This is a genomic window from Paucisalibacillus globulus (genome assembly GCF_900184735.1).
GTDB lineage: Bacteria > Bacillota > Bacilli > Bacillales > Amphibacillaceae > Ornithinibacillus > Ornithinibacillus globulus_B.
Window position 1 is genome coordinate 149,248 of the sequence record NZ_LT855399.1, and the last position, 21,655, is coordinate 170,902.

Consider the following 21,655-nt stretch of genomic DNA (forward strand, 5'->3'; position numbering starts at 1 on the left):
GAGGTCAAAAAGATGGGGAAATGGAGAAAACTATCTTCAGATTATGTATTTAAGTCACCCTTTGGAAATCTTCGTAAAGATAAGTTGGAATTACCGGACGGAAATCTCATCGATACGTACTATGTAAATGAATACGACGACTGGGTGAATGCAATCGTGCTAACAAAGGACCAACATCTTGTATTAGTGAGACAATATCGACATGGGGCACAGGAATTCTTTTTAGAGATTCCAGCTGGAAAGCCTGAAGCAAATGAATCCCACCAAGAAGCAATTATTCGAGAAGTGAGAGAAGAAACTGGCTATACTACGGATTACGAGCCGATTAAGTTGGGAGAGTTTTTCGTTAATCCAGCAACGCAAACTAATAAAGTGATTACCTACTTATTTTTGGATGCGTATCAAGCATATGAACAGGACTTAGATCCTACTGAATTTATTGATGTTCATTTGGTTGAGTTGGATGATATGGATAGATTGATTGCTAACGGTGAGGTTAATCAGTTATTTACTGCAAGTGCTTACTATATGGTGAAGTCTTTTATGATGAATCGATTAAAGGAGAACTAGTTATGGTGTTTAACTATGCAAATTGGGGCGATGGAATAATCAAGTTAACTTGGAAACAAGATTATATGCCACCTGTTGAATTAATTACGAGTGTTCATGGAATCTGTTTTTATAATGATAAAGTCTTACTTGTTGATTTGAACCACCGTGGTTGGGATATACCAGGTGGTCATATGGAAGTAGGGGAAACACCAGAACAATGCTTTAAAAGAGAGGCATTTGAGGAAGGGTATGTTGAAGGGGATTGTATCCTTCTTGGTGCAGTTGAAGTGGATCATCATGAAAATCCAAACTGGGATAAAACGAGTAAATATCCACTTGTGGGGTATCAATTGTTTTATCGAATGGATGTAAAAAGAATTCTGCCATTCAGTGCGCAATTTGAATCTCACAGAAGAATTTTTGTAGAGCCTGGTGATATGAAACAATATATAGAAATGGATAATATACGGCAAGCAATGGTCGATCACGCTATCCAACTAGAAATTAGGAGTTGATGATGTATGTGTGGGATTTAAGAAAAGGGATGTAACTCTACCAAATGAAAGAACCAAGCTACTAGAAGCAGCTTTAGAAGATTTAATTGCCGATCCGAATGTTATTGGTATCTATGAAGGTGGTTCACTTGCAAGAGGGGATTATGATGCCTACTCGGATATTGATTTACATATTGTGGTCAAATCTAATACAAAGCAAGAGTTTATTGCCGAGAAGAAAAGACGTGCTTCGAAATGGGGAAATGTTTTATTTTTTGAAGGAACAGATAGAGCTCCTTATATTGTCACGCATTATGATTGCTTTGTAAAAATGGATTCCTGGTATCACGAGGCTGATGAGTTACAATCATCAATATGGCTACAAGATATTAAAGCATATTACGACCCGGAACACATTATTAACCATGTAATCTCACAATCTAGAAAAATATCTTTTTCGGTATCATCAGAGGAAATTATTTATTGGCGAGAGAAAGTGTTCGCCTTTGCTCATGAAACATACCGGGCAGCTAAGCGGAACGAACTAAATTATGCCCTAGATAATCTGAGTGCTTTAAAATGGCTAATAGCTTCAGGATGGTACACTGAAAAGAACAAGCATCTATTCAGTCCTTACCTGGTTTGGTCAAAGATAGAACGGCAAGGAACTGTTTTATCTGAGAGTCAACTTGGTTTGCTCGCGGAATGGGATTCTCACCGTGATTCTGAGAAAATACTTCAAACGATTGCTTCTATTTACCCAGAATTTCTTCGGCTTAATAGAGTATTGTCAGAGAAAGTAGGATTAGATGAAGAACAACAACTATGCAAGAAAGTATTTGCTTTAATCATGTAGGGGTGAACGAACATGAAATTATATGGCGACTTTACAAAAGAAGATTGGATGCAAGCTCTAAAGCTTTCAGAAAAGGGTATTCCAGAATCATTTATCCTACATGGGGAATGGGAACATCAAGAAAATCTGGACCGTTGGAAGAACATATTAGCGGATGAGCAATGGATTTCCGATTGGAATACGGTTATTGGAAATAGGCATGAGAATAGAATAGGTTTTTCTAATGTGTTTGGTGGTCCTTCCGCCGCTATTACGGCACACCGTTATGCCGTACTTGGCACCAATAAATTCATTCAAACAGGATATTTTGGTGGATTATCCAGTGATGTACAATATGGTGACATTTTGATTGTAACAGGCGCCTATATGGAAGACGGCGTATCGCAGTGGTATTTACCAAGGCATACATTAGTTCATGCAGATCAAAAATTAGTGGAAGCGGCCATAACTTTCTGTAAGGAAAAAAGTTATCGCTATGTGACAGGAACTGTTATGTCAACGAGTGCTATGTATATGGAAACGACAGAACTTGTTAAAAACTGGTCAGAGGATGGGCACCTGGGTGTGGATATGGAAACAGCTACTACATTTGCCATTGCCAAGTATTTTAATCGAAGCGCAATCGGGTTACTAAATTTATCCGATCATATTATACAAGGGGAAACCTTTTATACTAGGCCAGAGGAATTAGATAACATGATGGATGAGACTGATAGTAGAATAAGAGAATTGGCGTTGTATTTGGCTTCCTTGAATGATTAATAATGTATTTTTCCTAGGTGATGTTTTCTAGATAGTTTAATCTAATAGCAGATGAAAACTATGTGTCTACTTTGCCAATGGCTGGTGAGTCTCCCAGAGCTAAAGCTCCCCGCGGGTCTCACCTATGCCTATCTCCCTACAGGACAATGGTTTTCGATGGGGGGAGTAATCGCAGTCCTAAGCAACGCTACGAAAGCGATACATCGTAAGCAGAAAATGTGATCTTTTTTTCAAGGAGTCTCGGCTCATTACCTTCGCTCGTATAGTATTTAAAATCAAAAGCAAAACTTAGTTTCAAACAATAATTAGATAACTTCTTACCGCACCATCAATCATAATTCTACTTCAATTTTTCGCTTAAATATTAATTGGCTTACTACTTGTAACTCATCAATAACGCCCAATTTGGGGATGATTGTAACTAATTCCCAGCCATCTTTTCCATACTCATTTAATTCTGTTTCAAATTCTTCCCGGTTAGTGGTATCAATAGGTATTGTCCAGTTTTCTACCATATACTCCCAATTGTTCATCATTTGCCTCCTTGGTAAAAATACCCTGTTTTTTTCTATGGTATCATAAATAATGTTATAATGTTTTTAATATTTCTTTAATAGGAGGAAACTGATTATGTCGAGCGATTTTTATTGTGATGAAGTGATGAGTGGAAAAACAAATGTAGACAAAGTGTTTGAAACAGATAATGTGCTAGCATACTATCACACACGACCATTCTATCAAGTACATATCGTTGCCATTCCTAAGAAACATATTCCATCTTTAACAAATATTGAGGAAAGTGATCAGGGGATATTGTTTGAATTAATAGAGGTTATTCAAAAGGTAGCAGCAGAAGTGGAAGAGAAATATGGTGCTTGTAGGGTGATAACTAATCTAGGAGACTATCAGGAGTCAAAGCATCTACATTGGCATATCGTGTCTGGTGATAAAATTAGAAAAGATTAAAGGTCTACCTTTAACAATCTATATTTAATGAAGGGGTGACAATATGGAGATTTTTGTAGCAATAGTGATAGTGGTTGTCGTTCTGCTAGGGATATGGCTTTTTCGGATATATGGGTACCGAGATGGTGTTATAAGAGTTGAATTGGATGATCGCTATTCGGACCGCAATGAATTTATCTTAGCAGTTCAAGATGAATTAGAAAAAAGGGGCATGGATGCGCATTATAAAGGAGACGGGATATTCATTATTAATGAGTCAGCATATTCGTTTCAAGAAGTGAACCATCCTATCGCTGGTTTTCCAGTACAACGAGCACTTTTAGAAAAAATAAAAGAATAGTTGCATCGGAGGGAGTAAGCCATGGATTTTAATAACTTTTCAGCAGTTCAAGTCAGAATTGCAAGACCAACAGATAAATATGAGGAAGTAATAGAATTCTATGAACGTGGATTAGGGTTAAAAAGATTAACAGACTTTACTGGTCATCGGGGATATACTGGGGTAATTTATGGATTGCCAGATGCACCGTATCACCTGGAATTCACCAAGCATGTTGAGGGCTCTCCTTGTCCTGCACCAACAAAAGATAATTTGCTAGTTTTCTATATTCCAAATCAAGTGGAAATAGAAAATGTAAAAGAAAGACTTAATCAAATGGGATACCCCGAAGTAGAACCAGAGAATGGTTACTGGGAAGAAAAAGGTGTTACCATCGAAGATCCGGATGGATGGAGAATTGTCTTAATGAATACGGAAGGGATTTAAAACTTGAGGGGTGAGTTTCATTAGGAAAATAACACTTTCGAACGGAAAGAAGATAGAAGTGGAGTGTCTTAGTTGTGCCATTGTAGATGGATTAATTGAACCTGATGGTGGGGTAGTAGTGGAAACAGAGTATTTTCATGCACACCAAGATGTAGCTTATCCAATAAAAGGATTAGTTATATTAGCTTCCAAGCGACATATTACCAGTTTTGATGAATTAACTCATGAAGAAAAACTAGATTACATAGATATTCTTACTAAGATTCGTAAGGCACAACGGGAAGTGCTAGGAATTGAATATGTTTACTATTTTTACAATGAGGACACAACACATCATTTTCATACATGGATGGTACCGAGATATGAGTGGATGTATGAATTTGGTCGTTCAGTAGAGTCGGTAAGACCAGTGCTTCTCCATGCAAGAGAAAATATGAATCACGATGAAAATATTCAGGAAGTAAAGAAAGCTATTCATGTCTTATCGCAAACATTAAAAGTAGATTGAGGAAAAAATGATTAATAACTATACTGCAGCTGATAAAAAAGAACTACAGAAACTGATTTCCTATCTAGACAAGGAATCAAATGCCATACATATTGCTGAATCCCCAAACTGTAAAATTGCCTTGGTGGCTTATGATAAAGAAAAAATGCTAGGGTTTCTAGTGGCATGGAAAAGCAGTTTTCACCCATACTGTACTTATTTTGACATTGTTCATCATCCTAACCACATGAATTGTATTGGTGAATTGATTGAAGCGTTAGTAGAGAACTTAGATGAAAAGGATTACCCACTACAAACTGGGGTATATGAGCACTCTATTCTCGATAACTATTATCAGGAAAATAATTTTGAAAGAATACGGAAAACTTACTTACCCACGATTCATCTCCCTTACATACTAAATATGACTAGGGAAACTACAAGTCTTCAAATGAAAACTCTTGGAGAGCTTTTGCCAACTCAAACGGAGCAACTAATAAATCTTGCCAAGAGAATATATGAAGAGACTCATTTAGTAAATCCAGTTGCAGAGTTCGATATTGATACGTGGAAGCAGTTGATCTTTGCTGAGGATTTAATTATAGAAGGAAGTTATGTTGTTGTAGATGTGAAGAAAGAAGTGGTTGCTTACTCACTACTACATGAATCAGAACATGATGATACGGTAGAATTCGGCTGGAGAGGAACAAGAAGAAAGTCAGATATCAATACTATAAATCTATTGATATCCAGCCAAATTGAATATGTTCATAGGAAAGGGTATAAAAAGCTGGAAGGAGAATTCGATACTACTGATCCATATGCAATGGGAGTGCTTGACTATTTTGAATTCCCAAGGAGTCCAGTTTTGAACACTTATCAAAAAAAGCAAGGGAGTTATCAAAATGGGTTCTAGAATTATGCACCTAATCATAGCAAAACAAATAGCCGAAAGAATAAATGTTCAGGATAAGCATGCATTTTTCATTGGTGGTGTTGCACCAGATGCTGTCTATCCAAAAGGAAAATCGCATTTTTTCATCGGACACGAGAAAGATTATACGACAACAGTAGAATTTGAAAAGTTCTTAGATAAGTACCCTAGAACCGATTATGTACTTGGATATTACACGCATCTTATTGCAGATTATGTGTGGTTAAAGGGTTTCTATCAGGGATGGTTGAGGAATAGAATGGTCGCAGATGATACGCTATATGAAAGGTATCACGGTGATTTCAGGCTACTCAATGCAAAATTACTTCATCATTATCAGATTGACGAGAGAATTCTCGATAACCTTAACTATGAAGGCGTTCATGATTTAGAAGAAGTAAAAGTGGAGGATGTTAAAGCCTTCTTCCCATATGTGAAAGAAGACATGAATTATCCAAAGGAACATCTCGATGAAGAACTCAAGGTATTTACATTTTTTCAAATGGTGGGTTACGTGGAGACATGTATTGAGCGCGGACTACTTAAGCTGCAGGAGTTAGGTGTGGACTAATGGAAATAAAATCTGTTTCATTAACGGAATTAGAACTTCAGAATATGGTACGTATTTACCATGAAGTATGGGGAGGAAATCCTAATGATTTCTTAGAGCGATTTAAACGGCAATCGACATATCCCGGTTTTCAGGGAGTCGTTGCTTATAAGGGGAAAGATATTTCAGGATTTGCTTATGGATATACTTCCAGTCCTGGACAGTACTATCATAATTTACTTCGAATGGAACTTACAAACTCCAATCAAGAATGCTGGCTAGAGGACTGCTTTGAGTTTGTAGAACTAGTTGTTCGCCCGAAGTACCGAAGAAAAAATATAGGACAAGAACTTGCAACCAAATTACTCGAAGAAAGTCATAATAAGAAGGCAGTACTAACTACACAAATGGATAATATTTCAGCTAGGAATTTGTATAAAAAGTTAAACTGGGAAATTGTAAAGGAGAACTTTTACCCCCGAGATAAAGCAGAGCCATATGTCATCATGGGGAAAATAATAAACCTTTAACAGAAGGAGTTTACTATCTTACAAAGTACCAGAATTAGAACAAGTAAAGTAAGGGGTACTGTAATGAATGGAATAAAGATATTAAGTAAATTTGGCTTTATCGTAACAGAAGAACCGCAAAGCATATATCCATTTTCGCCAGTTTATCGAGTGAAAAATGGAGATCAAGATGTGATCGTGAAGCTAACACAAAGTCGAGCAGGTTCTCTAATGAAATATACAGAAATGTTAAAAGACAATGGAATAGATGTAGTGACACCAGTAAAATTGACTGTAGATAACCCACAACAAATCGAGGATACCAACTTTGTTGTATACCCATATATAAACGGAACAGTCTATTCAGGGAAGGAACAGGAAATCTTCGATGCAGGAAAATTGTTAGGTAAGATTCACAGTCTATCCCCAAGCACCAATGCATACGACCTACTGGAATATGATGTTTATGACTTTAATCAAGATGAGGTAACCGAAAGTATGGAAGCAATATCTCAACATGCTAAACATGCAAATGTTGAGATTGATGTGGAAGGTTTGAAACAACTTTTGCTAGATAGTGTTGGTCATCAAGAAGAACTGCAACATATAGAATTACCACATATTGCAACACCCCACGATTTTAAGGCAAATAATTTAGTTCTGACCCCAGAACCATACCTAATCGATCCAGATAATGCAACCTGGATACCAAGAATCTTTGACCTTGCGTTAGTATTATTACTTTTTCATAATGAGCACAAAACTGCACCAACACGTATATTCACTGTTCCAGAATGGCAACAATTTCTTGCAGGCTATACCAAGTATGTCACTCTAACAGAGAAGGAAAAGGTATTATGGGACAAGGCAATACGACATGTCTTTCTTGATGAAGTGATGTGGTTAATGGCTGAATATGAAGAGGATTGGCAAAATCCTGCTCAACAAGATTTGTTTCAAAGTTTAATCCAAGTCTTTCTTGAGGGCTCTGACTATACGATAAATTAATAAGAATATCTATACTTCACTAAATCCAAGATCACAATGGTTTTCTTTTTCTACATGAGACGATTGACCTAAACATCACGTAGATTTTATAAATTATTTTCCAATTATTTGAAACCTTTTTGCTCCTTCAAACGTCTATATATAAGAGAGAAAAAACGCAACTCTAATATACATAGGTTTCAATCTTTGTAAGATATATTTCAGGTTGGTAACTAGACGTAACGTAGTTATATAAATAGAGAATGATGGGTTGATCATGCTCTTTTATGGGAGGAGAAAATGAGAAAGTTACTGTCGATCTTAGTGGTTGCTGCTGTAGTTGTTTTATCGGGTTGTTCATCTCAAACCCTACAGGATGCTATTAGTAGTAGTGAATATGGTAAATATGACAAACCAGAAATCTTGTATCATAATGATGAAGTAGGGGTAGTTATTTTTTTGACGAAAGATAATAAAGGCGATTTTATTATTTGTCGGAGTTCATATGAAAAAAATAACTTTAATCGGTATGTATTGGATACGGAAGATGACTATATTATGACTGTTGATATCGGTAATAAGTTAGAATTTATTCAACTAGATACTATTGGCGCTAATACAGATAATTCATTAAATATTGTCTGGGGCGGAGTTTTTCATTATCCAAATGCCGAACAAATCGCCTATAAAGTTCATAGCGGAAACGAAATGGTCGTAGAGAATCTTGTAGACATCAATAAGAAGCACGTATTTGTTGATGTTCTAACAAGTGAGGTAACAGACTCCCATACGGTTACTTTTGATGTTGTGGATAAAGAAGGAAATATATTGTTTAGTTATAATTAATGGCTGTTTAGAGTTATTACTTAAATAGAAATTGTACGGTAAAAAGTAACACCCTTTGCAAATTATGGCAAAGGGTGTTTTTCATTACTTTTTAGGTGTATTAGTTAAATCTAACTTCGGTTCCGATTTGTCAATTGGTACCCGCTTTATGAAAAATGCAAGTATCAATGCAATCACAATAATTAGTGCTGAAACAAAGAAAGAGAAGTTAATTCCATTTAGCATTGCCAGATTTTCAAGCTGCTTAGGTACTGACAATGAAGAATTCGCATCGATCATGCTCATGTCGATAGGCTCTTTACTTATTTCAGTAAGTCTTGCTTCCATTCGACTATTCATAACCGTAACCATTAACGCAGATCCGATTGCACCGGCTACCTGTGATAACGTATTATTCATTGCAGTTCCGTGTGGATAATCTTTCATTGGTAGTTGGTTTAACCCATTTGTCATAACAGGCATATTGACCAAGGACATACCAAATGCACGCACCGAGAACATAAGTCCAACTAACAAGTAAGGTGTACTCATAGTCAACTTACTGAATAAAAATGTTGTTACTGTCATAATGACAAGCCCAATAATGGCCATGTTTTTTGCACCATGTTTATCAAAAAGTCTACCTGAAATTGGAGACATTACCCCCATTACAAGAGCACCAGGAAGCATTAATAAACCAGCTTCTGTTGGTGAGAACCCACGTACCGTTTGGATGTAAAGTGGAATTAATATCATCCCTGAGAAAAGGGCAAGAGATATGGTAATCGATATTGCTGACGATAGTGCAAACATTGGATATTTAAAAATCCTAAATTCAAGTAATGGATCTTTGAGACGGAATTGACGAAGGATAAGTAATACAATTCCAATAGTTCCAGCAATAACCGTTCCATAAACTAAAGGATTACTCCATCCCATTTCTCCAGCAGAACTAAATCCGTATAAAAGTCCTCCAAACCCGATACTAGAAAGAATAATAGATAGAATATCTAATTTAATCTTATTCTGTGGGGTAAAGTTCTTGAGTTTGAAAATAGCATACACTAAAGATAAAACAGAAAATGGTAATACGATATTAAATAGCATTCTCCAACTAAAATGTTCTACTATAAATCCTGATAAAGTTGGTCCAAGAGCTGGAGCAACGATCATTACTAATCCAAAGAATCCCATTACTTGACCGCGTTTTTCAATTGGAAATGCAACAAGCATGACGTTCATTAATAACGGCATCATAATCGCAGAACCAGAAGCTTGGATTAATCTAGCTACCAAAAGCACCCCAAATGTTGGTGAAATACTAGCTAACAGTGTCCCAAGTGTGAATAAGCCCATAGCGGTAATAAAAATGCTACGATTCGTAAAACGTTGAATGAAAAAAGCACTAGCCGGAATCAGTATCCCGTTCACAAGCATGTACCCAGTTGCTAACCATTGCACTTTTGCTGGGCTTACTTGGAAATCAGTCATAATAGAAGGTAATGCTACGTTAAGAAAGGTTTCATTAAGAATAGCTACAAAGGCGCCTATAAATAATATAGCGATAACTCCATAAGGAGCTTTTTGTTCTTGAGATATATTTTCAGACATAAGTATCAAACCTACTTTCCGTATACGTAATAAAGCACTTTAGTATTTTATACCGATAGTATAAAAAAAGCAATATTTATTTTTAGCTAATAGTTGATAGGTTGATTTAAAAGGATTCCAGGTGGTAAAATTAATTATACTATTGTTCTATTAAGGTGATTGTGATGAGTGAAAATAAACGGAAAAATAACATATTAGACGCTGCCCATCGATTATTTGTTGAAAAAGGATTCCATGCAACGTCCATTCAAGATATTATCAGTGAAGCGAATATCTCAAAAGGAACATTCTACAATTATTTTGTGTCAAAGCACGAATGTTTACTTGCTATAATGGAAAGTGTCCAAGAAGAAGGCGATCAAAAGCGAATCGAGCTTTCTTTAGGAAAGTCGAAAAAGGATGAAGAGGTATTTATCCAACAAATTGCTGTAAGGTCTACAATAAATAGAAAATATAATATGCTTATTTTATTTGAATCCATTATGCATTTGGAAGAGCCAGCAGTAAAATCATTTTTAGAAGACCAGTACCGGAATGAAGTTCATTGGATAGCTAATCGAATCTGTGAAGTATATTCTCCAGAGAATTGTGATTATGCCTTAGATCATGCCGTTATGTTTCTTGGAATGTTCCAACATTTTTTGTATGTATGGAAGATGCAGGCAGAAGAGGAATTAGAATCAGAGAAAGTTATTCGGTTTATTTTAAACCGTTTGAAACCGATCATACACGAGCAAATCCAATCCGGTGAACCGTTCTTTACTAGAGATTGGTTTGGTGTTGAATTGGACGACTTATCTAATGAAGATATCCTACTACGGTTAGTAGATAAAATAGATATTTTAGAAGATAAGGTAGAGGATGAAAAGGTTGAATATCTGCACTTTTTAAAAGAAGAATTCCAATCTGATACGCCAAGAAAATTTCTAATCGAAAGTGTTATATTATCATTAACTAATATGTTTAGGGAAACAAAGCAGGAGTATGAATGCAGACAGTTGGTTCAATTAGCGGAAAAGTACTTGAAAAATATATGAAAAGAAGAGGGATTATATGGGATATGAGAAGGCTTTAAACGATTATATTGCTGCGACAAATACACATGATTTTAAAAACGTAAGAAGACTATTAGATGATAAGGCAATATATTGGTTTTCAAATAAAAGCTGCAACACAATCGATGAGATTGGTAAGTACTTTGAGAATGCCTGGAACACCATTAAAAATGAAGTATATCGGGCAACTAATGTTCACTGGTTAGTAGAGGAAGAGAACACGGCTACCTGTATTTATACTTATGAATTTGAAGGATATTATGAGGAGGAATTTATACAGGGGAGCGGAAGAGCTACAAATGTTTTTAAGAAGAATTCAGACGGGAACTGGAGGCTTATTCACGAACATCTGAGTACTATAAAATAAGGTGAAGAGATTCCAGATCCATCATTTCTGCAACAATATATCATGAAGATGTTAGCCGTATCCATAGATGGATGTGGCTTTTTGTTATTTTTCGACATTTTTGCAACTTTGGAAGGATTTCAAACGTATAAACTAGAATATTAGAATTAGGAACAGTTTTTAGGAGTGAGAAAATGATCCGACTACTAAAACCTATGGACGCAGAGCAGTATTTTGAACTACGTTTAGAGGCGTTAAAAGAGAATCCGGAAGCATTTGCAACAAGTTATGAAGAAGTAATCAGTAAGCCCAATCCAGTAGAACAATATAAAAAAACATTTGGACTAGCTAACCAATACAATTTTGGAGCATTCGAAAATGAGAAGTTAATAGGAATGGTAACATTACTTCCTGAAACAATGGATAAGTTAAAGCATAAGGCAAATATCTTTGCTATGTATGTGACTCCTGAGAAAAGGGGAAGTGGGATAGGGAAAGCACTTCTTGAAGCAGCAATCACACAAGCCCGTAAAATAGATGGTATTACAAAGATTAATCTAACTGTGGTTTCCATTAATTATGGTGCAAAAGGACTTTATCAAAGTTTTGGTTTTGAAAGTTATGGTCTGGAAGAGAAAGCATTAAAAGTAAAAAATGTCTATTTTGATGAGGAATACATGTCCTTATCGTTAGATTCCTAATGGGTGGGATAGAATTGGAATTTTCAACTAGAAAGATGACAGAACGATACGCGATAGAAATTCTTGGATGGAAATATGAGCAACCGTACGATCTATATAATAATGTCTTATCAGGGGAAGCAATCTTAGAGTTAACTCGCCATTCTTACAAAGCAATATTATCTGAGATGAAAATAGTGGGATTCTATTGTACGGGAATAGATGCACAAGTATCTGCTGGTCATGAAGTTGGCGCATATCAAGATGATTGTATTGACATTGGATTGGGGATGAGGCCCAATTTAACAGGTAAAGGGTTAGGGAATAAGTTTTTGCACTATATTTTGAAAGAACTACAAGCGGAGTATAAAGGTTGCATCAGGTTAACTGTGGCAGATTTTAATAAACGAGCAATTCATCTGTATGAGAAATTTAACTTCGTGGAAAGACATACTTTCCTACGTAATGATATGAAATTTATTGTCATGGTAAAGGAGGATTGAGATGAAATTAGGTGGAATTAATCATCTGTTATTCTCTGTTTCAAATTTAGAAAAATCGATGAAGTTTTATATGGAAGTTTTTAATGCTAAGCCATTGCTAAAAGGAAAAAGTACTGTTTACTTTGATTTAAATGGACTATGGCTAGCATTAAATGAGGAAAAGGACATTCCCCGTAGAGACATACATAAGTCTTACACTCATATTGCGTTCTCAGTAGAAGAAGAAGAGTTTGATGCCTATGTTAATAAGTTGAAAAAATTAGGGGTGACGATACTGCCGGGAAGAGAGCGAGATATTCGGGACAAACAATCAATTTATTTTATAGATCTGGATGGACATAAGTTTGAATTTCACACGGGTACGCTAAATGATCGCTTACAATATTATATGGAAGCTAAACCACATCTGGAGTTTTTTAATTGAGGACAATCATTGGTGTAATGGTAAGACGTGCATATTCTCGCACGCCTAAATTAGTAAGGATTCTCTAGTTCCCAATAAATCATGTTGCCTTCTATGCCGATTCTCCTCATTCCTAACTTCTGCAGAACTTTTACTGATGCCGAGTTATCAACTAGGCATTCAGCAACTATACGTTCTACCTTACCGGAAGAGAATGCCCACCTCACTACCTCTTTAACTGCTTCGGTTGCAAAGCCTTGATTTTGATATAGAGGTAAAATGCAAGCGCACTTCAACGGTTTTCTTTTCATTTGGCTTCCCTTTAAAACCTACATCACCTAGGGCTTTATGATTTCCTTTGTCTAAAACGAACCATGGGCCCCAACCTAAAAAAGTGTCATCACGTTTTAGCTTCTCCATATGCATCTGTATGTGTGGACCTATCTCATATTCTACTCTATACAAGGATTGTTCTGTACAGGGCACCATGATTAGCCTTTTTGTTTCTAACTTCATAATCTACTTCCTTTACTTCACCATGTTTATTAGATAAAAACTATTCTACTAGAATAGTACAATAATATAGAATTTTAGTAAAAGTATACTTGGAAAAGAGGATAACTATATGAATAAAACGTTAAATCAATTCAGTAAAACAATGGAAGAGATACTTATCCTAAAAGAGGTGGAAGAATCTAAGCTGACTGAACCAATAAGGAGTGGAAAGTGGTCAACTCGTGAAATTATTGGACATCTCTATTATTGGGATAAATTTAATTTAGAAGAGATGGTCCCTAAAATGAGTGACGGGGTAAGGTTACCAGAGTTTCCTGATCATGACCTTCATAATGAAGAGGGGATTCATTATCTGCGTGATAAATCAGTGGGAAACATCATAGATTTATTTGTGGAGACTAGAAGACAATTAGTAGAGAGTTTAGCTGCCATTCCTGAGGATACAAGATTTTTTATAGGAAAAGGCAAGCGTCAGTACTCAAGAGAAAGTTTTACAACTATTTTCTTAAAACATGATAAGCATCATGTTAAACAAATTAATGAGAAATTAAATAACGCATAGTTAAATGGTTGATTTATCATCTGAATCAAGAAATGGACTAAGGTTAATTTCTAACCTCGTCCATTTCTGTAGTGTTTTCTATGTAGGCCTTTTCTTCTTTTTCACTTAAAACACCTGTAGCTCTCCCGCCTTCTACAGCGATGCCTTCCGAGGAGACTACTTTATGTACTAAATTATGATCATAGATAATATTAGAAAAGTCACCCTTCGCCCAACGATCTAAAATAGCTACTTCTGCTTTAGTTAGTCCTATTTGATTATTATATTTTTGAACAGCATCATGTAACCAATTAATGCGTTCCTCCGTCATCTCGAAGAATCCCCATTTAGCTTTAGCGTCGACTTTTTGGTGTGACATATAATGAATATACTCTAGTACAATTTTTCTATCTAATCCTTTTTTAGATATGACATCACCAAATGGATTAACTCCTTTTCTAACGGTTGGTTTACTATTGGTATCTTTTTCTTCTTCAGTTGTTTCATCCTCTAATAAGGCCTCAACCGGTTTGTTCGTACCTATTTCCTGGTAAAAAGACCAACCGATAAACCCTATAAGTGCAATTAAACCAATTATGATAATTGGCACCATAATTTTCTTAACCATGCTATTTATTTCCCCCTGGTACCTTTTCCAACAAATAATAATAGACAATCTATGTTTCTACCATTATTTTACCATTTCACATCCATGTTACTATTAATCATATTTGTACGCAATTTTATATTCATAAAGTTTATTTTGTTTTATTCGTACTTAAAGTTTTTTTTGCTATAAATCTTGGCAAAAGGAAGGGATTATTAGTGGGTGTCTAGAAGAAGAGGAAACTAAAAAAGGAGCCTAATAGCTCCTTTTTTATAGCATGTATTAAATTATTTTAGGATTCGAACCCTAACTGTTCAATTTGATTCATAAAGTTAGTGATACTTTCTATTGTTTGGAATATCTCAGAATTCTTTAATTCATCAATTGCAATTTCGCCATTCTCTTGTACTTGATTAATCATATCAAGAAGTTTTTCATTATTTGCTAAGATGTCATTATGGATCCCTTCTGCTATTGCAGGTACTTCAATTTTATTAAATTCCTCGACGGTGCCTTCTAATTCCGTTAATGTAGTCTCAACCTCAGCAATATCTACATTTCCCTCATTTAATAAGGATTGAACTTCCTCACCATACGTACTCATTTCATTTACATATTCTGTTGCCTCTGTAGCGTAATTCAGTGTATTTTGTGTTTCTTCTAATATTCCACAACCAGAAATGAAGATTATAGTTGATAACATAAGTAAGAAAATAATTTTCTTCATATAGGATCTCCTTCTATAAAATTTCCTTGATGTAAGCATAACATGTGAGAGATTAGATGTCTTGTTAGGAATGTCTATTTAATTTTCCAAAAATTTCTTGACGAACGAAAAGATACTTGTTATATTACATATAACCATTTGGTTATACAATGAGGTGAGAGAATAAAATGTCTGACGTTTACCGTGCATTAGGAGATCCAACAAGAAGACAGATCCTTAACATGCTTAAAGATGCAGATCGAACACAAAAAGAAATAGTTGAGGCATTCGATATCTCTCAACCAGCCATTAAGAAGCATTTAACCATTTTATTGGAAGAAAACATTGTTTCAGCAACCATTCAAGGAAAGTATCGTATTTACACCTTGAATCAAGAATCACTACAAATTGCCTACCAAGAGATGCTAAAGTACATCGGAGATTTACTGGATGATCAGCTCGAAAGTTTGAAAAATTATGTGGAAAAGGGAGAAGAGCGACATGACAAAAGTTAAAGATTCCGTTAAACGAGAAGTTGTAGTAAATGCACCACTGGAGAAGGTTTGGATTGCATTAACGAAAGAAGAGCATTTGAACAAGTGGTATACGAAGGAAGCATCAATTGATTTCAGGGTTGGTGGAAAAGGTTTCATGAACCATGGATGGGGTTCTACATCAGAAGGGATATATACCGAAATTGAACCGATGGAACGTTTTGTCTTACAAGGGTCCGATGGAGATTTTAGAACGATTACTGAATTAAAACAAGTAGAAAATGGAGTCAAAGTTTCTATCGAATACCAAGCTTCCTTTATTGCGGAAATGAATGATTCGATAAAAGAAAATATGTTATTTGGAACAGGACAATTTCTAGATAATCTTAAAAGTGTATATGAATTGGGACTAGATGTTCGTGAGAAACTGTGGAGAGCATGGATTGGTATTACGCATACGACAGAACAAACGGTAACCGGTACGAAGGTATTGACTATTAAAGAAGGAACCGCTGCTGAAAAAGCTGGATTAAAGCCAGGCGATATCATCACACACCTAAATAATATTAAGATAAGCGGTTATGATTCATTTGAAACAGGACTAAACGGAGAGACTGTCCATGAATTTGTTTTGTTAAGGGTATTACGTGATACGCTAGAATTGGAAATAGAATGTTTGGTAGAACCATATCCTGTTACATATTAAGATAAAATCCTTGGTCGGAGGAACCACTAATAATGTAAAAGGATACAAAAGAATCGTTACGAAAGTATGTCATGTAAAACACTTTTAATACTAATGGTGGATAGCCAGATTCTTATTCATTCTCCATACTTAATAGTGTGAATATTTTATACGTAGGAGGAGAATGGATGAAGAAACTTATTAAAGTTGGAATGATGATTGGTGTTATAGCCCTATTTTTTTCTATGAACACAAAAGATGCTGATGCTAAGTTAGATTTATCAAAACTTGGACCAGCTTTGATTGATGAACTATCTAAAGGCTTAAGTCAATATCAGGTTATTATAACGTTTGAGGGGGATGATGAACCAACCGCATCAAACTTTAATTTATTAGAAAGTCTAGGCATTTCAAAAGGAATATCCCTTTCCTCTTTACCGATGGTGGGAACGGTTTTAACCGAATCTCAAATTGAAGCATTGCAAAACGATGACTCTGTTAAGTCTATATACTTAAATAGAAAAATGGAGTATTTCAATGAAGATTCCCGTAATATCACTGGTGTTATGGATGTTAGAAATGATGCCAACATGACCAATCAAAATGGTGGTCTTCCAGTTACTGGTGAAGGTGTTGGTGTTGTTGTGAATGACAGTGGGGTGGATGGACTTCACATGGATGTTCAATATGGGGATAATTTAGTGCAAAATGTTGCTGCTAATGTTAATTTGGGTGCCCTTGCACCTGGGCTTTTACCAGTAACTTATTTGGAAAATGTACCAAGTACTGATGTGCTTTCCGGACACGGGACACATGTTGCGGCTACAGTTGGAGGATCAGGTGAGCTTTCAGGTGGTAAGTACGAAGGTGTTGCACCTGGAGCGAATTTGATCGGCTATGGTTCTGGCGCTGCCATTCTGATGCTGGATGGTCTTGGGGGATTTGACTATGCGATTGAGCATAAAGATGAATATAACATTAAAGTAATCACGAACTCATGGGGAGCTTCTGGTGAATTTGATCCAAATGATCCGATTAATATAGCTAGTAAAAAGGCATATGATGCTGGCATTACAGTACTATTTGCTGCTGGAAATGAAGGACCTGGGGAAAATACGCATAATCCATATGCCAAAGCACCTTGGGTCATATCCGTAGCAGCAGGAAATAAAGACGGATTGACATTAGCAGACTTTTCATCTCGTGGTACAGCTGGTGTTGGAGGAACGTTTGTTATCGATGGTGAAACTTGGGAGTGGAAAGATGAGCCAACTATAACAGCACCTGGTGTGGATGTTATTTCAGCTCGTGGAGTATCGCCGCTTCCGTTATTAGCTACTACAACGGATCTGGCTCTAATTGCTCCACAGCATTTACCGTTTTATACAACAATGAGCGGTACATCGATGGCAACACCGCACGTTGCTGGTATTGTGGCTCTTATGCTTGAAGCAAATCCAACCCTCACACCTGCAGAAGTGAAGGGGATTTTACAACAGACTGCTACTGATATGCCAGGGTATGAAGCTTGGGAAGCTGGCGCAGGCTATGTAAATGCGTATAATGCGGTGGAATCGGCCTTCGCGCACTAATATTTAGAAATAATGGATAAGGGGAAATTCCTCTTATCCTTTTTTTAAGTAGGAAAGAATTTAAATCTTTCCCGTCTACGTTAGTGGTAACTAAAGCATATTCCTAAAATCTTATGAACGACAAGTTTTCTAGTCACAATTTCATTTACTGATTCGTTCTATAAGTAAAAGTGGAATGGAGTTGGCAAAATGAATAAATATACTTGTGTTGTTATAGGCGGCGGGTATGCAGGAATTCATACGATAAAGTCTATACAGAAAAATATCGGAAGAAAAATATCAATACGAATCATATTAATAGATCCCAATCCTTATCATGTTAAAAAGGTACTTCTTTTTAAACCAGCAGTTGGAAAGGAAGATATTAAAATACCTTGGAAACGAATTTTCCCATCTGGTGTAGAGGTTGTCCAAGGAGTCGTAACGAGCATCAATAAGGAAGAAAAAACAATCATCATTCTAAACAACCGGAAGGAAGAGTCAAAACTAAAGTATGATAAGGCAGTAATAGCTATTGGTAGTAGTTTTCAACAAGTTAATTCGGCTCATGGAGGCATATCTCTTTCAAGCCCCGAAAATGCTGAGCATATCTATAAGCAATGGAATGAGAATTTAAAACTAGCCTCAAAAGCAACTTGTCTTGAAGAAAAGAAGAAATTAATGACTGCAACCGTAATTGGGGCAGGTATAAGTGGAATTGAAACTTCTGCAGCATTGGCGGAACAAATGAAGACAGTTGCCAAAAGTATGGATTTGGATCCAACAGATATTCAGGTGTTTCTAATTAATTCTAGCAACAATCTATTCACGAAAGGTCCAGGTAAGTTGGGAAAGAAGCTAGAGAGCAGACTTGTGAAAATGGGTGTAAAGGTTTTGCATCATACAAGGGTAGAACGAGTGAATGATGGAATTATAGATTTGAATACTGGGCGAAGGATTCTATCTGGCTTAAGTGTTTGGACCATTGGATTAGTCCCGAACCCAAAAGTATCAAATTGGGATATTTCACTGACAACGGATGGTAGGGTTTTCGTAGATGATTCTTATCGGGTTGTTGGGACGGAGGGGATATATAGTATTGGTGATTGCGCGCGGATTGTTGACCCTAGGACTGGTATAGAAGATCGAATGACTTGTAAGGAAGCTACCATTCAAGCTAGAAGGCTAGGTAAAATCATGAGAGCGGATATTCATCATAAAAGGGCTCCCATCCATAAAACACCATTAACAACATACTGCTTTGGCCTAGGTGAAAAGCAAGGATTAGTCTGGGTGAACCTTCCAAATCTAAACATCTATCTGTCTGGAAAACTTGGCTATTGGATTAGAAAGATAACTTGGGATATTGCAAGTTTGGTAAAATAGAAGAAAAATGGGAAGCGAGCGTGTGAGGTGTATGGAAATTGATGTACTGTATGACCAATATAAGCCATTACTTTTTACACTAGCCTATCAATTAACGGGGACTACCGCTGATTCGGAAGACCTTGTTCAAGATGTATTTGTTAAGCTTCATGACATTGATATGGAAAAGTTAGATAGGCCAAAAGCATATCTTTGTAAGATGGTGACAAATCAATGCCTGGATTATTTACAATCTGCACGGAAAAAGAGAGAACAGTATGTGGGGACTTGGTTGCCGGAACCTATTATTATTTCGGATGATATTAGTGATGTTGTCGTGGAGAATGATATGTTATCCTATGCAATGCTAGTCCTGATGGAACAGCTAACCCCCATAGAACGGGCGGTATTTCTACTAAAAGAGGCATACGCATTTGATTACCGTACTATTGCAAGCTTGGTAGATAAGAGTGAAGTTAACTGCAGAAAAATATTTAGCAGGGCTAGGTTCAAGCTAGGTGAAAAAGAAACCACTAGAATCCAACCTGATAACAAGTGGATGAATGAATTGCTCATGGCGCTTAAAGAGGGGGAAGTTGAAAAACTCCTGCCACTTCTTGCAGAAGATATAACGGTAATCTCGGATGGTGGCGGTAAAGTTCCAGCAGCTATCCATCCTATTCAAACTCCAGAGAAGGTTCTCAGGTTCCTTGGTGGATTATTAAAACGCCTGCCTAAATTTGGATTAGATGCTCGCATAGAAAAGGTTATAGTAAATGGGGAAGAGGGCATCATGGTTCGCTCTGGAAAAGATGTTATTCTATTGGCATTGTTCAACATGGAGATGAATAAAATTAGCAATATCTACTTTATTCGAAATCCAGATAAACTTGAAATGTTAAGAAAGCAACTGGAATAAGCAGATTTATCTATGGAAAACAGGGTATATTTTACCAAATCTATACAATGTAACTATCAGAATCTTTTTTTATTCGGAATTAGGGTTGATTTTACCAACATATATCGGTATACTAAAAAACAATTAAATACTATTTTCATATAATCGCGGGGATATGGCCTGCAAGTTTCTACCAGCTTACCGTAAATGAGCTGACTATGAAAAGTATCGGAATGATGTTACATCTTATAGGTGTAGTTCATTCTATTTTTCGACAACCATTTTGCTCGAAAATATGCTTTCTTCATAGGGAGAAGCATATTTTCGAGCTTTTTTTGTTTGATAACTAATTTATTCATGACCATATGTAATAACTAATGGTTTATTGAGCTGGAAAGGTAGGATTCTATGGAACTATTAAAACAGGTCATTATGGAAAAAGGTAAGGTATTGTCGGAGGATGTCCTAAAAGTGGATTCATTTTTAAATCACCAGATTGATCCTGAACTTATGAAGCAAATTGGCAGAGAATTCGCGGATAGATTTAAAGAAGCAGGCATTACAAAAGTCCTTACCATTGAGTCTTCTGGTATCCCACCTGCTATCATGATAGGGCTAGAACTGGGTGTTCCAGTTGTGTTTGCACGAAAAAGAAAATCACTAACTTTAGTAGACGATCTTTTAACTGCCAAAGTACATTCATTTACGAAAAAAGAAACAAATGAGATTTCCGTATCGAAGGAATATCTCAATGAAGAGGATATCGTTTTGGTTATTGATGACTTTTTGGCAAATGGTCAGGCTGTTCGAGGTCTAATGGAGATTATTAAACAAGCTAAAGCAACGCTTACTGGAGTAGGAATAGTGATTGAAAAAGGATTTCAGGCTGGTGGAGACTTACTCAGGGAACAAGGAGTTCGTGTAGAGTCGTTAGCAATTATAGAATCCTTACAACATAATCAAATTACTTTTCGGGAGGAATAACC

At 36.2% G+C, this 21,655-nt stretch carries 29 protein-coding genes, 1 pseudogene and 1 riboswitch; of the genes and pseudogenes, 25 read left to right on the plus strand and 5 right to left on the minus strand.

The features are described 5' to 3' along the window. Positions 1-12: 12 nt before the first annotated feature. The 4 genes from BN999_RS17340 to BN999_RS17355 are packed head-to-tail and all read left to right on the plus strand — an operon-like array spanning position 13 to position 2,664. Positions 13-570, plus strand: a complete 558-nt coding sequence (locus BN999_RS17340) for an NUDIX hydrolase (RefSeq protein WP_096273506.1) — start codon at positions 13-15, stop codon at positions 568-570. A gap of 2 nt (positions 571-572) precedes the next feature. Beyond that, the gene (locus tag BN999_RS17345) at positions 573-1,067 is read left to right on the plus strand and encodes an NUDIX hydrolase (RefSeq protein WP_096273508.1); all 495 of its coding nucleotides are present in this window, start codon (positions 573-575) and stop codon (positions 1,065-1,067) included. A gap of 10 nt (positions 1,068-1,077) precedes the next feature. Further along, the gene (locus tag BN999_RS17350; RefSeq protein ID WP_096273509.1) at positions 1,078-1,902 is read left to right on the plus strand and encodes a nucleotidyltransferase domain-containing protein; all 825 of its coding nucleotides are present in this window, start codon (positions 1,078-1,080) and stop codon (positions 1,900-1,902) included. 12 nt (positions 1,903-1,914) lie between these two features. Next, a complete protein-coding gene (locus tag BN999_RS17355; RefSeq protein ID WP_096273510.1) occupies positions 1,915-2,664 on the plus strand; it encodes a nucleoside phosphorylase in 750 nt (249 codons plus the stop codon). Positions 2,665-2,996: 332 nt separating this feature from the next. On the opposite strand, the gene BN999_RS17360 is transcribed toward BN999_RS17355, so the two are convergent. Further along, the gene (locus tag BN999_RS17360) at positions 2,997-3,197 is read right to left on the minus strand and encodes a DUF4177 domain-containing protein (RefSeq protein ID WP_217988499.1); all 201 of its coding nucleotides are present in this window, start codon (positions 3,195-3,197) and stop codon (positions 2,997-2,999) included. A 97-nt stretch (positions 3,198-3,294) separates the two neighbouring features. Between BN999_RS17360 and BN999_RS17365 the strand changes: the two genes are divergently transcribed. The 9 genes from BN999_RS17365 (at position 3,295) to BN999_RS17405 (ending at position 8,709) form a co-directional block, all read left to right on the plus strand. Then, positions 3,295-3,630: an HIT domain-containing protein gene (locus tag BN999_RS17365; RefSeq protein ID WP_096273514.1), complete on the plus strand. Its 336-nt coding sequence runs from the start codon at positions 3,295-3,297 to the stop codon at positions 3,628-3,630. A gap of 43 nt (positions 3,631-3,673) precedes the next feature. After that, positions 3,674-3,970 carry a hypothetical protein gene (locus tag BN999_RS17370; protein WP_096273516.1) on the plus strand — a complete coding sequence of 99 codons (297 nt, stop codon included), beginning with the start codon at positions 3,674-3,676 and terminating at the stop codon, positions 3,968-3,970. 21 nt (positions 3,971-3,991) lie between these two features. After that, positions 3,992-4,396, plus strand: coding sequence for a VOC family protein (locus BN999_RS17375; protein ID WP_096273518.1), 405 nt, complete (start codon positions 3,992-3,994; stop codon positions 4,394-4,396). 19 nt (positions 4,397-4,415) lie between these two features. After that, positions 4,416-4,904, plus strand: a complete 489-nt coding sequence (locus BN999_RS17380; RefSeq protein ID WP_096273767.1) for an HIT family protein — start codon at positions 4,416-4,418, stop codon at positions 4,902-4,904. Between the two features lie 7 nt (positions 4,905-4,911). After that, complete coding sequence (locus BN999_RS17385; protein ID WP_096273520.1) at positions 4,912-5,799, plus strand: hypothetical protein; 888 nt, start codon at positions 4,912-4,914, stop codon at positions 5,797-5,799. Then, positions 5,789-6,388 carry a zinc dependent phospholipase C family protein gene (locus BN999_RS17390; RefSeq protein ID WP_096273522.1) on the plus strand — a complete coding sequence of 200 codons (600 nt, stop codon included), beginning with the start codon at positions 5,789-5,791 and terminating at the stop codon, positions 6,386-6,388. The genes BN999_RS17385 and BN999_RS17390 overlap by 11 nt, the downstream gene beginning before the upstream one ends. Beyond that, a complete protein-coding gene (locus tag BN999_RS17395) occupies positions 6,388-6,897 on the plus strand; it encodes a GNAT family N-acetyltransferase (RefSeq protein ID WP_096273524.1) in 510 nt (169 codons plus the stop codon). The genes BN999_RS17390 and BN999_RS17395 overlap by 1 nt, the downstream gene beginning before the upstream one ends. A 63-nt stretch (positions 6,898-6,960) precedes the next feature. Beyond that, the gene (locus BN999_RS17400; protein ID WP_096273526.1) at positions 6,961-7,884 is read left to right on the plus strand and encodes a phosphotransferase; all 924 of its coding nucleotides are present in this window, start codon (positions 6,961-6,963) and stop codon (positions 7,882-7,884) included. Positions 7,885-8,163: 279 nt separating this feature from the next. Next, the gene (locus tag BN999_RS17405) at positions 8,164-8,709 is read left to right on the plus strand and encodes a hypothetical protein (protein WP_096273528.1); all 546 of its coding nucleotides are present in this window, start codon (positions 8,164-8,166) and stop codon (positions 8,707-8,709) included. Between the two features lie 84 nt (positions 8,710-8,793). Here BN999_RS17405 and BN999_RS17410 read toward each other — a convergent pair whose 3' ends face one another. Further along, positions 8,794-10,299, minus strand: a complete 1,506-nt coding sequence (locus BN999_RS17410; protein WP_096273530.1) for a DHA2 family efflux MFS transporter permease subunit — start codon at positions 10,297-10,299, stop codon at positions 8,794-8,796. 164 nt (positions 10,300-10,463) lie between these two features. Between BN999_RS17410 and BN999_RS17415 the strand changes: the two genes are divergently transcribed. The 5 genes from BN999_RS17415 (at position 10,464) to fosB (ending at position 13,307) form a co-directional block, all read left to right on the plus strand. Then, entirely contained in the window at positions 10,464-11,336 is an 873-nt protein-coding gene (locus BN999_RS17415) for a TetR/AcrR family transcriptional regulator (protein ID WP_096273532.1), read from the plus strand. A 16-nt stretch (positions 11,337-11,352) separates the two neighbouring features. Then, the gene (locus BN999_RS17420) at positions 11,353-11,721 is read left to right on the plus strand and encodes a YybH family protein (RefSeq protein ID WP_096273534.1); all 369 of its coding nucleotides are present in this window, start codon (positions 11,353-11,355) and stop codon (positions 11,719-11,721) included. Positions 11,722-11,894: 173 nt separating this feature from the next. Continuing rightward, positions 11,895-12,401: a GNAT family N-acetyltransferase gene (locus tag BN999_RS17425; protein ID WP_096273536.1), complete on the plus strand. Its 507-nt coding sequence runs from the start codon at positions 11,895-11,897 to the stop codon at positions 12,399-12,401. Positions 12,402-12,415: 14 nt separating this feature from the next. Continuing rightward, positions 12,416-12,883, plus strand: coding sequence for a GNAT family N-acetyltransferase (locus BN999_RS17430; protein ID WP_255247514.1), 468 nt, complete (start codon positions 12,416-12,418; stop codon positions 12,881-12,883). A 1-nt stretch (position 12,884) separates the two neighbouring features. Next, entirely contained in the window at positions 12,885-13,307 is a 423-nt protein-coding gene (fosB, locus tag BN999_RS17435; protein ID WP_096273538.1) for a metallothiol transferase FosB, read from the plus strand. A gap of 50 nt (positions 13,308-13,357) precedes the next feature. Here fosB and BN999_RS17440 read toward each other — a convergent pair. Continuing rightward, positions 13,358-13,802: pseudogene (locus BN999_RS17440) on the minus strand (GNAT family N-acetyltransferase). Positions 13,803-13,911: 109 nt separating this feature from the next. Between BN999_RS17440 and BN999_RS17445 the strand changes: the two are divergent. After that, a complete protein-coding gene (locus BN999_RS17445; RefSeq protein ID WP_096273540.1) occupies positions 13,912-14,364 on the plus strand; it encodes a DinB family protein in 453 nt (150 codons plus the stop codon). A gap of 43 nt (positions 14,365-14,407) precedes the next feature. Here BN999_RS17445 and BN999_RS17450 read toward each other — a convergent pair whose 3' ends face one another. After that, positions 14,408-14,971, minus strand: a complete 564-nt coding sequence (locus BN999_RS17450) for a DUF6241 domain-containing protein (RefSeq protein WP_096273541.1) — start codon at positions 14,969-14,971, stop codon at positions 14,408-14,410. Positions 14,972-15,242: 271 nt separating this feature from the next. Continuing rightward, positions 15,243-15,677: a DUF6376 family protein gene (locus BN999_RS17455; RefSeq protein ID WP_096273543.1), complete on the minus strand. Its 435-nt coding sequence runs from the start codon at positions 15,675-15,677 to the stop codon at positions 15,243-15,245. A gap of 167 nt (positions 15,678-15,844) precedes the next feature. Between BN999_RS17455 and BN999_RS17460 the strand changes: the two genes are divergently transcribed. The 6 genes from BN999_RS17460 (at position 15,845) to BN999_RS17485 (ending at position 21,653) form a co-directional block, all read left to right on the plus strand. Beyond that, complete coding sequence (locus BN999_RS17460; protein ID WP_096273545.1) at positions 15,845-16,171, plus strand: metalloregulator ArsR/SmtB family transcription factor; 327 nt, start codon at positions 15,845-15,847, stop codon at positions 16,169-16,171. After that, positions 16,158-16,856: an SRPBCC domain-containing protein gene (locus BN999_RS17465; protein WP_176482024.1), complete on the plus strand. Its 699-nt coding sequence runs from the start codon at positions 16,158-16,160 to the stop codon at positions 16,854-16,856. The genes BN999_RS17460 and BN999_RS17465 overlap by 14 nt, the downstream gene beginning before the upstream one ends. 167 nt (positions 16,857-17,023) lie before the next feature. Next, entirely contained in the window at positions 17,024-18,427 is a 1,404-nt protein-coding gene (locus tag BN999_RS17470) for a S8 family serine peptidase (RefSeq protein WP_096273549.1), read from the plus strand. Between the two features lie 189 nt (positions 18,428-18,616). Then, entirely contained in the window at positions 18,617-19,792 is a 1,176-nt protein-coding gene (locus BN999_RS17475; RefSeq protein WP_096273551.1) for an NAD(P)/FAD-dependent oxidoreductase, read from the plus strand. Positions 19,793-19,823: 31 nt separating this feature from the next. After that, positions 19,824-20,690, plus strand: coding sequence for an RNA polymerase sigma factor SigJ (gene sigJ / locus BN999_RS17480; protein ID WP_255247520.1), 867 nt, complete (start codon positions 19,824-19,826; stop codon positions 20,688-20,690). A gap of 116 nt (positions 20,691-20,806) precedes the next feature. Then, a riboswitch (purine riboswitch) is annotated at positions 20,807-20,908 on the plus strand. Between the two features lie 169 nt (positions 20,909-21,077). After that, complete coding sequence (locus BN999_RS17485) at positions 21,078-21,653, plus strand: xanthine phosphoribosyltransferase (protein ID WP_096273553.1); 576 nt, start codon at positions 21,078-21,080, stop codon at positions 21,651-21,653. Positions 21,654-21,655: the final 2 nt, after the last annotated feature.